This is a genomic window from Streptomyces sp. NPDC085932, from assembly GCF_044540525.1.
Lineage (GTDB): Bacteria > Actinomycetota > Actinomycetes > Streptomycetales > Streptomycetaceae > Streptomyces > Streptomyces levis.
Window position 1 is genome coordinate 79,881 of sequence record NZ_JBITSJ010000005.1, and the last position, 12,805, is coordinate 92,685.

The window sequence follows — 12,805 nt, forward strand, 5'->3', positions numbered from 1 at the left end:
GCGGGTACGCCGGGGTGACCGAAAACGGCGCGCATGACTGCGCGTCCGCGCCCGCCCGCCTACGCTCGCCTCGTGCTGCGCATCATCGACGCCCGTACCGGCGAGCCGGCCGACGCCGCCCCGGCCCGCCGGGGCCTGACGCGAGTCGAGGCGCACGCGCCCGGCTCCGACCCGACACACCTGCGGGTGCTGCTCGTCGCGGACCTCCTCGCCCGGGCGCTGGAGATCGGCGGCACGCCCGTGTGGGCCCTGCTGACCGGCGGTCACCGCCAGGCCGAGCTGCTCGCCCGGGCCACGGCCCTCGGCATCCGCCCCTTCGAGGACAGCCACGACGTCGGCGCCGGCCTCGGCGAGGCCCAGGCCGTCCACGTCGCGGCCGAGGGCGGGGCGGCACCGGACGGGGTCCGGATCGCGGTCGCGCCGGTGCGGCCCGGTCCGCCGGACCCCGCCGACCCCGCGGTCCTGCGGCTCGCCCTGCTGACCCGGCACCACAGCGCCGGCGTCCCGCTGGACGAGGCCGCCTTGGCCGAGGCCGCCGCCACCCTCGCCCGCTGGCGCACCGCGGTCGCGCGGTGGGCCCGCAGCCCGTCCCGGCCCGTCCCGGACGACGTGCGAAGACGCCTGCGCCACGCCTGGGAGGACGACCTGGACGTGCCCGGGGTGCTGGACGTGCTGCGCCGGGTGGAGAGCGACCCGGACCTGCCGGACGGCGCCCGCTTCGAGACCTACGCCCACGCCGACCGCCTCCTCGGCCTCGACCTCACCCGCGACCTGGGGAGCTCCTGATGATCGACCGTGCCGGTACCGGTCCGCTGCGCCGCCTGGTGGTGCTGCGGCACGCCAAGTCCGCCTGGCCCGTGGACGTCGCCGACCACGAACGCCCGCTGACGCCCCGGGGCCGCCGTGACGCCCCCGCGGCCGGACGGGCCCTGGCCGAGGCCGACTGCCTGCCCGACCTGGCCCTGTGCTCCACCGCCGTACGCGCCCGCCGCACCTGGGAACTGGCCGCCGCCGAGTGGGGCACGCCCCCGCCGGTCCGCCACGACCGCCGCCTGTACGCCGCCGGACCCGCCGGCCTGCTGACCGTGGTGCGCGAGGTGCCCGCCGAGGTGGAGACGCTGCTGCTGATCGGCCACAACCCCGGCCTGGAGGAACTGGTCCTCGCCCTCGCGGGCGACGGCCTCGACGACACCCTGGAACGGGTCCGCACCAAGTTCCCCACGTCGGCGATCGCCGTCCTGTCCTGGCGCGGCACGACCTGGCGGGACCTCGGCCCCGGCACGGCCCTGCTGACGTCGGTCACGGTGCCCCGGGGCGCGAAGAAGTAGCCGCCGTCCGGCGGACGGCGCGGCCGTGGCGCACTCCCGGCCGCCGCATGCGGACGGTACCGGCCGGGCCGCCGCCCCTGACCAGGGGCTTAGGCTGGCCCGATGCAGGACGAATACCGCACGGTCGCCCACGCGGGCGTGCACGAGACCGAGGTCAACCGCTCCCGGTTCCTGTGCGCCCTCGCGCCGGCGGCCACCGAGCAGGAGGCCCAGGCGTTCATCGCCACGGTCCGCAAGGAGCACGCCGACGCCACCCACAACTGCTGGGCCTACGTCATCGGCGCCGACGCCTCCGTCCAGAAGGCCTCCGACGACGGCGAACCCGGCGGCACCGCCGGCGTCCCCATGCTCCAGATGCTGCTGCGCCGCGACATGCGGTACGTCGTCGCCGTCGTCACCCGCTACTACGGCGGGGTCAAGCTCGGCGCGGGCGGTCTGATCCGGGCGTACGGCGGGGCGGTCGGCGAGGCCCTGGACGCCGTCGGCACCCGCACCCGCCGCAGGTTCCGCCTCGCCACCGTCACCGTCGACCACCAGCGGGCCGGGAAGCTGGAGAACGACCTGCGCGCCGGCGGCCGCCAGGTCCGGGACGTGCGCTACGCCGAGGCGGTCACCATCGAGATCGCCCTCCCGGACACGGAGGTCGCGCCCTTCCGGGCCTGGCTCGCCGACGTGACCTCCGGCACGGCCCGCTTCGAGCCGGGCGGCGAGGCGTACGGAGACGCCTGACGTTCCACCCCGAAGCGGTCATAAGGGGCGCGCCGGTGGCGGGAGATGACGGTCGATACGGGAGTAACCGCCCGTGCTGTCAGGCCCGGCGGATAGTCTCGGGGGATCATGAGACTGCTGCACACTTCCGACTGGCACCTCGGCCGGGCGTTCCACCGGGTCAACATGCTCGGGGCCCAGGCCGAGTTCATCGCCCACCTCGTCACGACCGTGCGGGAGCGGGGCGTGGACGCGGTGCTGGTGTCGGGAGACGTGTACGACCGGGCGGTGCCGCCGCTCGCCGCGGTCGAGCTGTTCGACGACGCCCTGCACCGCCTCGCGGACCTCGGCGTGCCGACGGTGATGATCTCCGGGAACCACGACTCGGCCCGCCGGCTGGGCGTCGGCGCCGGCCTGATCGGACGGGCCGGCATCCATCTGCGCACCGAGCCGTCGGCCGCCGGCACCCCGGTGGTGCTGTCCGACGCCCACGGGGACGTCGCCCTGTACGGACTGCCCTACCTCGAACCGGCCCTGGTGAGGGACGAGTTCGGGGTGGAGAAGGCGGGGCACGAGGCCGTGCTCGCCGCCGCCATGGACCGGGTCCGGGCCGACCTCGCCGGCCGCGCCCCCGGCACCCGCTCCGTCGTCCTCGCGCACGCCTTCGTCACCGGCGGCGAACCCAGCGACAGCGAGCGGGACATCACCGTCGGCGGCGTCGCCGCGGTGCCCGCCGGGGTGTTCGACGGCGTCGACTACGTGGCGCTCGGGCATCTGCACGGCTGCCAGACCCTCACCGACCGCGTCCGCTACTCCGGCTCCCCGCTGCCCTACTCCTTCTCGGAGGCGGCGCACCGCAAGAGCATGTGGCTCGTCGACCTGGCCGCCGACGGCTCCGTCACCGCCGAGCGCGTCGACTGCCCGGTGCCGCGCCCCCTGGCCCGCATCCGGGGCGCCCTGGAGGACCTCCTCGCCGACCCGGAGCTGGCCCGGCACGAGGAGGCGTGGGTCGAGGCGACGCTCACCGACCCGGTCCGCCCGGCGGAGCCGATGGCGCGGCTCACCGAGCGCTTCCCGCACACGCTCAGCCTCGTCTTCGCCCCGGACCGGGCCGAGGACGACCCGGAGGTGTCCTACGCCCGCCGCCTCGCCGGCCGCAGCGACCAGCAGATCGCCGAGGACTTCGTCGCCCACGTGCGCGGCGCCGGACCCGACGCGCACGAACAGGGCGTCCTGCGCGACGCCTTCGACGCGGTGCGGTCCGACGAGGCCGTACGGGAGGTGGCCCGGTGAGGCTCCACCGGCTCGCGGTCACCGCCTTCGGGCCCTTCGGCGGCACCCAGACCGTCGACTTCGACGCGCTGTCGGCGGCCGGGCTGTTCCTGCTGCACGGGCCGACCGGCGCGGGCAAGACGTCCGTCCTGGACGCCGTGTGCTACGCCCTCTACGGCTCGGTTCCCGGGGCCCGGCAGGGCGGCGGGCAGGGCACCACCCTGCGCAGCGACCACGCCGCCCCGGCCACCCGCACCGAGGTCACCCTCGAACTGACCGTCGCCGGACGCCGTCTGGAGGTCACCCGCCAGCCGCCCTGGGAGCGTCCCAAGAAGCGCGGCACGGGCACCACGGTGGACAAGGCCCAGACCTGGCTGCGCGAGTACGACGCGGCGGCCGGGACCTGGAAGGACCTCAGCCGCTCCCACCAGGAGATCGGCGAGGAGATCACCCAACTGCTCGGCATGAGCCGGGAGCAGTTCTGCCAGGTCGTGCTGTTGCCCCAGGGCGACTTCGCGCGGTTCCTGCGCGCCGACGCCGAGGCCCGCGGCAAGCTGCTGGGCCGCCTCTTCGACACCCGCCGGTTCGCCGACGTGGAGAAGCGCCTCGCCGAACGCCGCCGGGCCACCGAGACCCGGGTCCGCGACGGCGACGCCGCCCTGCTCGCCGACGCCCACCGCATGCAGCAGGCCGCGGGTGAGGCCATGGAGCTGCCGGAGCTGGCCCCCGGCGAACCCGGGCTCGCCGAGGCCGTGCTGAGCGCCGCCGCCGTCGCCCGCAGCACCGCCCGGGAGCAGCTCACCGTCGCCGCGTGCCGGCTCGCCGCCGCCGAGTCCGCGCAGGCCGCCACCGGCCGTGCCCTGGACGACGTCCGCGAACTCGCCCGGCTGCAGCGCCGGTTCGCCGACGCGCGGGAGAAGGCGGCACGTCTGGAACAGGGCGCCGACGCGTACCGTCAGGCACAGGCGCTCATGGAGCGGGCCCGCAAGGCCGAGGCCGTGGCCCCCGCCCTGGACCTGCGGGAATCCGCCGAGGCCGAACACCGCCGGGCGGCCGACGCCGAGGCACGCGCGCGTGCCCTGCTGCCCGAGCGCTTCGCCGCCGAGGGCGCGGCCGGACTCGCCGCCGCCGCACGCCGGGCGGCCGAGGAACTGGGCGGACTGGACTCCGCCCGCCGCGCCGAACGGCGCCTGGCCGAACTCCACGCCGAACGCACCGGCCTGGACCGCCAGGAGCGCGCCGACGCCGACCTCCTCCAGGAGGCCGAGGCCTGGCTCGACGGCTGGGAGGAGACCCGCGCCGCCCTCCAGGACCGGGTCGAGACCGCCCAGCGGGCCGCCTCCCTCGCCGAACAGCTCGCCGTCCGGCGCGAACCCGCGCGGCAGCGCCTGACGGCCGCGCGGCTGCGTGACCAGCTCGCCGAGGACACCGAACGCGCCGTCGAGCAGGTCCGCTCCGCGCAGCAGGCGGCGCTGCGTGCTCAGCAGCACTGGCTGGAGCTCAAGGAACAGCGCCTGACCGGCATCGCCGCCGAGCTGGCCGCACAGCTCAGCGACGGGGAGCCCTGCTCCGTGTGCGGCGCGACCGAGCACCCCGCCCCCGCCCGCAAGGTCGCCGGGCACGTCGACCGCGAGGCGGAGGAGCGGGCGCTCGCCGCCTACCGGCGCGCCGACGAGGAGCGCGCCGAGCACGAGCAGCGGCTCGGTGTCGTCCGCGAGGCGCTCGCCGCCGCCACCGCCGAGGCCGGTGACACCCCCACCGGGCAGCTCGCCCGGGAGGCCGAGGAACTGGAGCAGCAGTACGCGCACGCCCGCGGGGGCGCCGCCGAACTGCACGCCGCGCAGGAGCGGCTGCGGCAGGCCGGGCAGGAACACGAGCGCCGTGTCGCCGCCCGGCAGGAGACCGCCGTCCGGGCCGCCGCCCGGGTCGGTCACCGGGAGCGGCTCGACCGCGAACGCGCCGCCCTCCAGGAGGAACTGGACCACGCGCGGGGCGCCCTGGACAGCGTCGCCGCGCGGGCCGCGCAGCTCCAGCGGCGTACCACGCTGCTCACGGACGCCGCCGACGCCGCCCGCGCCGCCGAGGACGCCGCCCAGCGGCTCAAGGACGCCGACGCCCGCCTCGCGGACGCCGCCTTCCGGGCCGGATTCGAGACCCCGCAGGCGGCGGCCGACGCGCTGCTCGACCCCGCCGCCCACCGCGCACTGCAGCACCGGCTCGACGCGTGGCAGACCGAGGAGGCCGCCGTCCGGGCCGTCCTCGCCGAGGCCGACACGGCCGCAGCGGCCCGGCAACCACCGGCCGACGTCGAGTCGGCGGAGCAGGCCGCAGACCTGGCCGCCCGCCGGGTGCGCGAGGCCGCCTCCGCCCACGACGCCGCGGGCCGGCGCTGCGCCGAACTGGACCGGCTCTCCGCCCGGGCGGCGCAGGCCGTGCGCCGGCTCGCCCCGCTGCGCGAGGAGCACGACCGGGTCGCCCGCATGGCCGGGCTCACGGCCGGCACCTCGGCGGACAACGAACGCCGGATGCGCCTGGAGTCGTACGTCCTGGCCGCCCGGCTGGAACAGGTCGCCGCGGCGGCGACCGCACGGCTGCTGCGCATGTCGTCCGGCCGCTACACCCTCGTCCACTCCGACGACCGCACGGGGCGCGGCCGCAGCGGACTCGGACTGCACGTCGTGGACGCCTGGACCGGCCGCGAACGTGACACGGCGACCCTGTCGGGCGGCGAGACGTTCTTCGCCTCCCTCGCCCTCGCCCTCGGCCTCGCGGACGTCGTGACCGACGAGGCCGGAGGAGTGCGGCTGGACACCCTCTTCATCGACGAGGGCTTCGGCAGCCTCGACGACCAGACCCTCGACGAGGTCCTCGACGTCCTCGACGCGCTGCGCGAACGCGACCGCAGCGTCGGCATCGTCAGCCACGTGCCCGACCTGCGGCGGCGCATCCACGCGCAGCTGGAGGTCGTCAAGGGCCGGTCCGGTTCGGTGCTGCGGCAGCGCGGCACCGGCTGAGTCAGCGGCCCAGGGGGCGCCGGGGGAGGGGCGAGGAGTACACGACACTCGTCGTCACCGAGCCCAGCGCCCCGATCTTCCCGGACACCTCCTCCAGGTGGCGCATCGAGCGGGCCGTCACCTTGATGACGAAACAGTCGTCACCCGTGACGTGGTGAGCCTCCAGGATCTCCGGCGTCGCGGCGACGAGGTCGTGGAAGGGTTTGTAGTTGCCGGTCGGATAGCGAAGGCGCACGAACGCAAGGATCGGCAGACCGAGCCGTTCCGGGTCGACCACCGCTGCGTAGCCCTGGATGACGCCGGCCTCCTCCAGCCGCCGCACCCGTTCGGTGACCGCGCTCGCGGACATGGAGACGGCACGGGCCAGCTCGGCGAAACTGGCCCGGCCCTCACGCTGGAGGACGTCGAGGATGCGCCAGTCGGTGGCGTCCGGGGAATACGCGGTCATCACCGAGAAATAGCAGGGGAATCCCCGCCGGATCAAGCAGAACGCAGCGGATCCTCACTTCTGGAAGCGCGTCGGCGGCCGTAGTTTTTGGTCATGACCACGACCGTGAACCCCGTCCTGCGTGTCGCCCCCGCCGCCCCGGCCGAGGCCGCCGCCCACTTCCGCGCCTCCCTCGCCTTCCACGCCGACGTCTCCGACGTCGCCGCCGCACTCGCGTCCGGCGACGACCCCGGCTTCGTCCTCGTCGACTCCCGCTCCACCGAGGCCTGGGACCAGGGCCACGTCCCCGGCGCCCTGCACCTGCCGACCGCGCTCATGGCCGAGCAGGCCGGCCGGCTCCTCGACCCGGTCGTGCCGGTCGTGACGTATTGCTGGGGTCCGGGCTGCAACGGTGCCGCCCGGGCGGCCCTCGCCCTCGCCGAACTCGGCTACCGGGTCAAGGAGATGCTCGGCGGGTTCGAGTACTGGGTGCGGGAGGGCCTGGTGTTCGAGACCTGGCAGGGACGCGAGCGCCGCGAGCCGGACCCGCTGACGGCCCCCGTGGAGTCCGGGGACTGCGGCTGCTGAACCCCCGTGTTTTTTCCGCGAGTTGACCCTGTAGGTTCTTGCGCCATGGTGCGATACGCGGAACCGGGCGTCGTGGAGTGGGTGGAGTCGGGCGGCGGGCCGCTGATAGCGGTGCCCGAGACGGTCCTGCCGTTCTGGGCGGGCGCCGACGGCGAGGAGACGGCGTCGGACTACGACCGGGCCTGCGAGGTGGACGGACAGGCCGGGCTCCTGCCCGTCGGCGACGGCACCGCCCTCGTCCTGGGCGACGAACCGGCCGCGACGGCGTACCTGCCCGGCCACGGCCTGTTCGTCCGCTGGTGCGCGGCCGACTCCGAGGAGGAGGTGCTGGCGAGCGTTCCCTCGGCGGCCGCCACGGCCGAGTGGGGACCCGAGCTGACCTGGAAGGTGCCCGGGCCCGTCCGCCTCTTCGACGCGGCCTGGCCCGGAACGGGTCTCACGGGCTCCGGCCAGGTCCGGGTCGCCCTGGAACCCGGTACCTACGCGGTCGGCGCGGCGCGGGTCCAGCCGGGCCCGGAGACCTGGCTGGACCTCGTCCGGCTCCGCCTCGTGCCGCCGCGCTGAGAACGCCCCGGGGCGCGGGGAACTGCGCGACCGGCCACGACGGACCGGCGCCCGTCCGGGGACGCCGCCCCCCGGGAGCACCGGCGGGACAGCTACAGCTGCGACAGCTCGTCCACCAGGTCGTCCAGCCCCAGTGAGCCCTGGGACAGCGCCGCCATGTGCCACGCCTTCGGGTCGAAGGCGTCGCCGTGACGCTCGCGGGCCTTCTCGCGGCCCAGCAGCCAGGCCCGCTCGCCGAGCTTGTAGCCGATGGCCTGGCCCGGCATCGACAGGTAGCGGGTCAGCTCGCTCTCGACGAAGTCCGCCGGCCGGCTGCTGTGCGCGCCGAAGAACTCCTGCGCCAGCTCGGGCGTCCAGCGCTCGCCGGGGTGGAAGGGCGAGTCGTCCGGGATCGTCAGCTCCAGGTGCATGCCGATGTCGATGATCACGCGCACGGCCCGCATCATCTGGGCGTCCAGGTAACCCAGCCGGCGCTCGGCGTCGGTCAGGAAGCCCAGCTCGTCCATGAGCCGCTCCGCGTACAGGGCCCAGCCCTCGGCGTTGGCGCTCACCATGCCGACGCTCGCCTGGTACCGGGAGAGGTCCTCGGCCACGTGCTTCCACTGGGCCAGCTGCAGGTGATGGCCGGGCACGCCCTCGTGGTACCAGGTCGACACCAGGTCGTACACCGGGAAGCGGTCCTTGCCCATGGTCGGCAGCCAGGTGCAGCCCGGCCGGGAGAAGTCGTCCGACGGCGGTGTGTAGTAGGGGGCCGCGGCGCTGCCCGGAGGCGCGATGCGCGACTCCACCCGGCGCACCCGCTCGGCCAGGTCGAAGTGCGTGCCGTCCAGCGCGTCCATCGCCTCGTCCATCAGGCCCTGCAGCCAGTCGCGCACCTCGTCGACGCCCTCGATGTGCGTCCCGTGCTCGTCGAGGTGGGCCAGGGCCACCCACGGCGTGGCCGCGCCCGGCAGGATCTTCTCCGCCTCGGCCCTCATCTCGCCGAGGAGACGGTGGTACTCGGACCAGCCGTAGGCGTACGCCTCGTCCAGGTCGAGGTCCGTGCCGTTGAAGTACCGCACCCAGCGCGCGTACCGCTCCCGCCCGACCACGTCCGGCGCGCCCTCGATCGCCGGCGCGTACACGTCCCGCATCCAGTCCCGCAGCGCCACCACGGCCCCGGTGGCCGCCCGGGCAGCGGTGTCCAGCTCCGACCGCAGCGACTCGGGTCCGGCCGCCGCGTACTGCTCGAACCAGCCGTGGCCCTGCCCGTCCGCGTCGGCCCACTCGCCGAGCTGCGTCACGAACGTCGCCGTGGCGCGGGGTCCGGCGTACAGCTTGCGCTCCAGACCGAGCGCCAGGGACTCCCGGTAGCCCTCCAGGGCGGCCGGCACCCCGCGCAGCCGCTCGGCGATCGCCGCCCAGTCCTGCTCGGTCTGCGCCGGCGTCACCGTGAACACCTGGCGCACCGCGTGGGCGATGGAGCTGAGGTTGCTGACCGAGCGCAGGCTCTCGTCGGCCTCGTGCACGGCCAGTTCGGCGGTGAGCCGCTCGCGCAGCAGCCGGCCGCAGCGGCGCTCGATGTCGCTGTCGGCGCCGGGCAGCCGCTCGGCCTCGTCCAGCCGGGCCAGTGTCCGGCGTGCCAGCTCCGCGAGCGCCTCCTGGCCCGCGGGCGAGGTGTCGGGCAGCCTGCTGGAACTCTCCGGCGCGCCGAGGAACGTACCGGTGATGGGGTCGAGGGCGATGAGCTCGTCGACGTACGCGTCGGCGACCTCACGGGGCAGCGGGCTCTTGATCTCAGACATGCGGCCATCCTCGTACGGCGCACCGCGCACGTCACGCGGATTGAGCCGTGGGCGAAGGCGGCAGCAGCGGCCCGCACTCCCACTGCTGGAAGATCAGCCGGGTCTCCACCCGCGCCACCTCCCGCCGTGCTGTGAACTCGTCCAGCACGAGCCGCTGCAGATCCGCCATGTCGGCGACCGCGACATGGACCAGGTAGTCGTCCGGCCCGGTCAGATGGAAGACGGTCCGCGACTCCGGCAGCGCCCGGATCCGTTCCACGAACGGCCCGACCAGCTCCCGCCGGTGCGGCCGGACCTGCACCGACAGCAGGGCCTCCAGACCGCGCCCCAGCTTGGCCGGATCCAGCTCCAGCCGGTGCCCGAGGATCACCCCCGAGCGGCGCAGCCGGGCCACCCGGTCCAGACACGTCGACGGCGCCACCCCGACCTGCGCGGCGAGATCCCGGTACGTCGCCCGGGCGTCGTTCTGCAGCAGCCGCAGCAGATGGAGGTCCACCGGGTCCAGTACGACAGATTCGGCCATCGGCCGAACGTAGCACGGGGTCCGCCCTGCGGAGCCCGTTCGGTGTTCACCCTGCCGTCATGGACACAGCGAGCATGGACGCGCACGACGACGTACGCACCACGAAGCGAGCACTCGCCACCGAGGCCGTGCACGCCGGGCGGGACGACCTGGCCCGGCAGGGCCTGCACGCCCCGCCGATCGACCTGTCCACCACCTACCCCTCGTACGACAGCCGAGGCGAGGCGGCCCGGATCGACGCCTTCGCCACCACCGGCGCCGAGCCGGACGGCCCGCCCGTGTACGGGCGGCTGGGCAACCCGACCGTCGCCCGCTTCGAGACCGCGCTGGCCCGCCTGGAGGGCACCGAGGCGGCGGTCGCCTTCGCCAGCGGCATGGCCGCGCTGAGCGCCGTCCTCCTCGTGCGCGGCTCGATGGGCCTGCGCCACGTCGTCGCCGTGCGTCCCCTGTACGGCTGCAGCGACCATCTGCTGACCGCGGGGCTGCTGGGCACCGAGGTGACCTGGACCGACCCGGCCGGTGTCGCCGACGCGCTGCGCCCGGACACCGGTCTGGTCCTGGTGGAGTCCCCGGCCAATCCCACCCTCGCCGAGGTCGACCTGCGGGCCGTGGCGCACGCCTGCGGCTCGGTGCCGCTGCTGGTGGACAACACCTTCGCCACGCCGGTGCTCCAGCGCCCGGCCGAACACGGGGCGCGGCTGGTGCTGCACAGCGCCACCAAGTACCTCGGCGGGCACGGGGACGTGCTGGCCGGTGTGGTCGCCTGCGACGAGGAGTTCGCGGGCCGGCTGCGGCAGGTGCGGTTCGCGACGGGCGGGGTGCTGCACCCGCTGGCCGGCTATCTGCTGCTGCGGGGCCTGTCGACCCTGCCCGTCCGGGTGCGGGCCGCGTCCGCCACGGCCGCCGAACTCGCCCGCCGTCTCGCCTCCGACCCGCGCGTGGCCCGGGTGCACTATCCCCGCATCGGCGGCGCCATGGTCGCCTTCGAGGTCCACGGTGACCCCCATGCGGTCATCGCCGGGGTCCGCCTCATCACTCCGGCCGTGAGCCTCGGCAGCGTCGACACCCTCATCCAGCACCCGGCGTCCATCAGCCACCGCATCGTGGACGCGGAGGACCGCAGGGGGGCCGGTGTCGGCGACCGGCTGCTGCGCATGTCCGTGGGCCTGGAGGACGTGGAGGACCTCTGGTCGGATCTCGACCAGGCCCTGAAGCGCTCCGAAAAGGGCGCGGGGAACGGCGCGACCAGCCACCGCGCGCCCGCGCCCGCCCACTGAGGCACGCCCCTACGGTGCGGAGGCGCTGCCCAGTTCCTCCGCACCGGTCGTCACCACGGACTCGTCCAGCCGCGCCGTGATGACCAGCGTCCCCTCCTCGACCTGGTAGTCGAGCGGCAACCCGAGCCCTCGCATCGCGGCGACCATGCCCGTGTTGGACGACTGCGTCACGGCGTACACACTGGCGCACCCGGCTTCGCGGGCCAGCGCGACCAGCCGTCCCAGCAGCTCCGCGCCCACACCCCGCCGCTGCCACGCGTCCTCCACCAGCAGCGCGACCTCCGTCTCGTCCCCGTCCCACAGGAGGTGACCGAGTCCGACGATCCGCCCGGAGGCGGTCTGCACGGCGAGGGTGCGGCCGAAGCGCGGGCTCAGCAGGTGGTTGAGGTACCGGTCCGCGTCACGGACCGGCCCGTGGTACCGCAGCCGCAGCGTGCCCGCCGAGCACCGGCCGTGCATCGCCCGGGCCGCTTCGAGATCGCGCGGGTCGGCCCGCCGCACGGTGATGTCGCTGCCCTCGGCGAGGGTCAGCACGTCCCGGCCGCGCGGGACACGCGGCCCGAGCCGGGCGTCCAGCTCCACCAGGGCCCGGGCCCGGGCGAACTCGGTCGGCGTGAACGGCAGATAGGGCCGCTCGACCGTGATCACTCCGCCCTCCGGGGCGCGCAGCCGCATCACCGTGTCGTCGAGGGCGCCCTCCACGGGGAGGCCTCCCGGTCCCCGTTCGCCACCGGCCGGCGCGGGCCGCGAGCGGATGGTGCACCGGCCCAGCAACTGGCGCAGCGCCAGCGGCAGTTCGGCCGCGTCCAGGGCGGTGCGGGCGGCGAGGGAGAGGACCCGGGTCGGCGCGTCCACCAGGTCGTGCGCGTCGGCCCGCTCGATCCAGGTGTCGCTGCCGCCGGCCGACGAGACCGCCGCGGTGATCACGGAGGACGGCAGCTCGCCGGGGGCCCGCAGCAGGAACTCGTCCACCGTGCCCGCCGCCAGTGGATGCGTCTGAAGACTGAGGATGTCGACCCGGTGCCCGGCCAGGGCCGCGCACAGGACGGCCAGCGATCCCGGTTCGTCCTTCACCGTGGTCCGCATCCGCCACAGGGTGTTCGCCCCCGGCACCGGCTCCGGTGCCGGGGACTCGGTATCACTCGTCGGCGGCGCGTGTTCGTGGCGTCGTGTTCGCCGTGCCCGGAACGCCTCCGCGAGCCGCTGCCACGGGGTGGCGGGGCGGCGGTCGTCGTTCCGGTGCGGTACGTGGGTCACTTCTCGCGTCATGCACCCACTGTGACGGAACGGTGTTGCGTGATCGAGAACGCACTGTGACCA

General features: G+C 75.2%; 12 protein-coding genes. 8 read left to right on the forward strand and 4 right to left on the reverse strand.

Translation table 11 applies throughout. The features are described 5' to 3' along the window. Nucleotides 1–33: 33 nt before the first annotated feature. The 5 genes from ACIGAQ_RS24410 (at nucleotide 34) to ACIGAQ_RS24430 (ending at nucleotide 6,322) form a co-directional block, all read left to right on the forward strand. A complete protein-coding gene (locus ACIGAQ_RS24410) occupies nucleotides 34–786 on the forward strand; it encodes a hypothetical protein (RefSeq protein WP_399786063.1) in 753 nt (250 codons plus the stop codon). Then, nucleotides 786–1,328, forward strand: a complete 543-nt coding sequence (locus ACIGAQ_RS24415; protein WP_311682186.1) for a histidine phosphatase family protein — start codon at nucleotides 786–788, stop codon at nucleotides 1,326–1,328. Before ACIGAQ_RS24410 ends, ACIGAQ_RS24415 begins: the two co-directional genes overlap by 1 nt. A 102-nt stretch (nucleotides 1,329–1,430) precedes the next feature. Next, nucleotides 1,431–2,057 (forward strand): YigZ family protein, encoded by a 627-nt coding sequence (locus ACIGAQ_RS24420; protein ID WP_311682183.1) that lies wholly within the window; start codon nucleotides 1,431–1,433, stop codon nucleotides 2,055–2,057. 108 nt (nucleotides 2,058–2,165) lie between these two features. After that, on the forward strand, nucleotides 2,166–3,329 hold the full coding sequence (locus ACIGAQ_RS24425) for an exonuclease SbcCD subunit D (protein WP_399786067.1): 1,164 nt from the start codon (nucleotides 2,166–2,168) through the stop codon (nucleotides 3,327–3,329). Continuing rightward, nucleotides 3,326–6,322: an AAA family ATPase gene (locus ACIGAQ_RS24430; RefSeq protein ID WP_399786070.1), complete on the forward strand. Its 2,997-nt coding sequence runs from the start codon at nucleotides 3,326–3,328 to the stop codon at nucleotides 6,320–6,322. Before ACIGAQ_RS24425 ends, ACIGAQ_RS24430 begins: the two co-directional genes overlap by 4 nt. A gap of 1 nt (nucleotide 6,323) precedes the next feature. Here the strand turns inward: ACIGAQ_RS24430 and ACIGAQ_RS24435 are convergent, their stop codons facing one another. After that, entirely contained in the window at nucleotides 6,324–6,770 is a 447-nt protein-coding gene (locus ACIGAQ_RS24435; protein ID WP_094054352.1) for an Lrp/AsnC family transcriptional regulator, read from the reverse strand. A gap of 93 nt (nucleotides 6,771–6,863) precedes the next feature. On the opposite strand from ACIGAQ_RS24435, the gene ACIGAQ_RS24440 reads away from it, so the two are divergent. Together ACIGAQ_RS24440 and ACIGAQ_RS24445 are read left to right on the forward strand one after the other, a co-directional pair. After that, the gene (locus ACIGAQ_RS24440) at nucleotides 6,864–7,337 is read left to right on the forward strand and encodes a rhodanese-like domain-containing protein (RefSeq protein ID WP_399786073.1); all 474 of its coding nucleotides are present in this window, start codon (nucleotides 6,864–6,866) and stop codon (nucleotides 7,335–7,337) included. Nucleotides 7,338–7,382: 45 nt separating this feature from the next. Beyond that, on the forward strand, nucleotides 7,383–7,901 hold the full coding sequence (locus tag ACIGAQ_RS24445) for an immunity 21 family protein (RefSeq protein WP_362278733.1): 519 nt from the start codon (nucleotides 7,383–7,385) through the stop codon (nucleotides 7,899–7,901). Nucleotides 7,902–7,993: 92 nt separating this feature from the next. Here ACIGAQ_RS24445 and ACIGAQ_RS24450 read toward each other — a convergent pair whose 3' ends face one another. Continuing rightward, nucleotides 7,994–9,685 (reverse strand): DUF885 domain-containing protein, encoded by a 1,692-nt coding sequence (locus ACIGAQ_RS24450; RefSeq protein ID WP_362278734.1) that lies wholly within the window; start codon nucleotides 9,683–9,685, stop codon nucleotides 7,994–7,996. Between the two features lie 31 nt (nucleotides 9,686–9,716). After that, nucleotides 9,717–10,208 carry an Lrp/AsnC family transcriptional regulator gene (locus ACIGAQ_RS24455; RefSeq protein WP_311682166.1) on the reverse strand — a complete coding sequence of 164 codons (492 nt, stop codon included), beginning with the start codon at nucleotides 10,206–10,208 and terminating at the stop codon, nucleotides 9,717–9,719. 59 nt (nucleotides 10,209–10,267) lie between these two features. Between ACIGAQ_RS24455 and ACIGAQ_RS24460 the strand changes: the two genes are divergently transcribed. Next, on the forward strand, nucleotides 10,268–11,485 hold the full coding sequence (locus tag ACIGAQ_RS24460) for a PLP-dependent transferase (protein WP_362278736.1): 1,218 nt from the start codon (nucleotides 10,268–10,270) through the stop codon (nucleotides 11,483–11,485). A gap of 9 nt (nucleotides 11,486–11,494) precedes the next feature. On the opposite strand, the gene ACIGAQ_RS24465 is transcribed toward ACIGAQ_RS24460, so the two are convergent. Continuing rightward, nucleotides 11,495–12,754, reverse strand: coding sequence for a GNAT family N-acetyltransferase (locus ACIGAQ_RS24465; protein WP_399786079.1), 1,260 nt, complete (start codon nucleotides 12,752–12,754; stop codon nucleotides 11,495–11,497). Nucleotides 12,755–12,805: the final 51 nt, after the last annotated feature.

Coding starts and splice junctions, on each gene's coding strand:
- ACIGAQ_RS24410 (WP_399786063.1), top strand. CDS start 34: ATGACTGCGCGTCCGCGCCCGCCCGCCTACGCTCGCCTCGTGCTGCGC.
- ACIGAQ_RS24415 (WP_311682186.1), top strand. CDS start 786: ATGATCGACCGTGCCGGTACCGGTCCGCTGCGCCGCCTGGTGGTGCTG.
- ACIGAQ_RS24420 (WP_311682183.1), top strand. CDS start 1,431: ATGCAGGACGAATACCGCACGGTCGCCCACGCGGGCGTGCACGAGACC.
- ACIGAQ_RS24425 (WP_399786067.1), top strand. CDS start 2,166: ATGAGACTGCTGCACACTTCCGACTGGCACCTCGGCCGGGCGTTCCAC.
- ACIGAQ_RS24435 (WP_094054352.1), bottom strand. CDS start 6,770: ATGACCGCGTATTCCCCGGACGCCACCGACTGGCGCATCCTCGACGTC.
- ACIGAQ_RS24440 (WP_399786073.1), top strand. CDS start 6,864: ATGACCACGACCGTGAACCCCGTCCTGCGTGTCGCCCCCGCCGCCCCG.
- ACIGAQ_RS24445 (WP_362278733.1), top strand. CDS start 7,383: ATGGTGCGATACGCGGAACCGGGCGTCGTGGAGTGGGTGGAGTCGGGC.
- ACIGAQ_RS24450 (WP_362278734.1), bottom strand. CDS start 9,685: ATGTCTGAGATCAAGAGCCCGCTGCCCCGTGAGGTCGCCGACGCGTAC.
- ACIGAQ_RS24455 (WP_311682166.1), bottom strand. CDS start 10,208: ATGGCCGAATCTGTCGTACTGGACCCGGTGGACCTCCATCTGCTGCGG.
- ACIGAQ_RS24460 (WP_362278736.1), top strand. CDS start 10,268: ATGGACACAGCGAGCATGGACGCGCACGACGACGTACGCACCACGAAG.
- ACIGAQ_RS24465 (WP_399786079.1), bottom strand. CDS start 12,754: ATGACGCGAGAAGTGACCCACGTACCGCACCGGAACGACGACCGCCGC.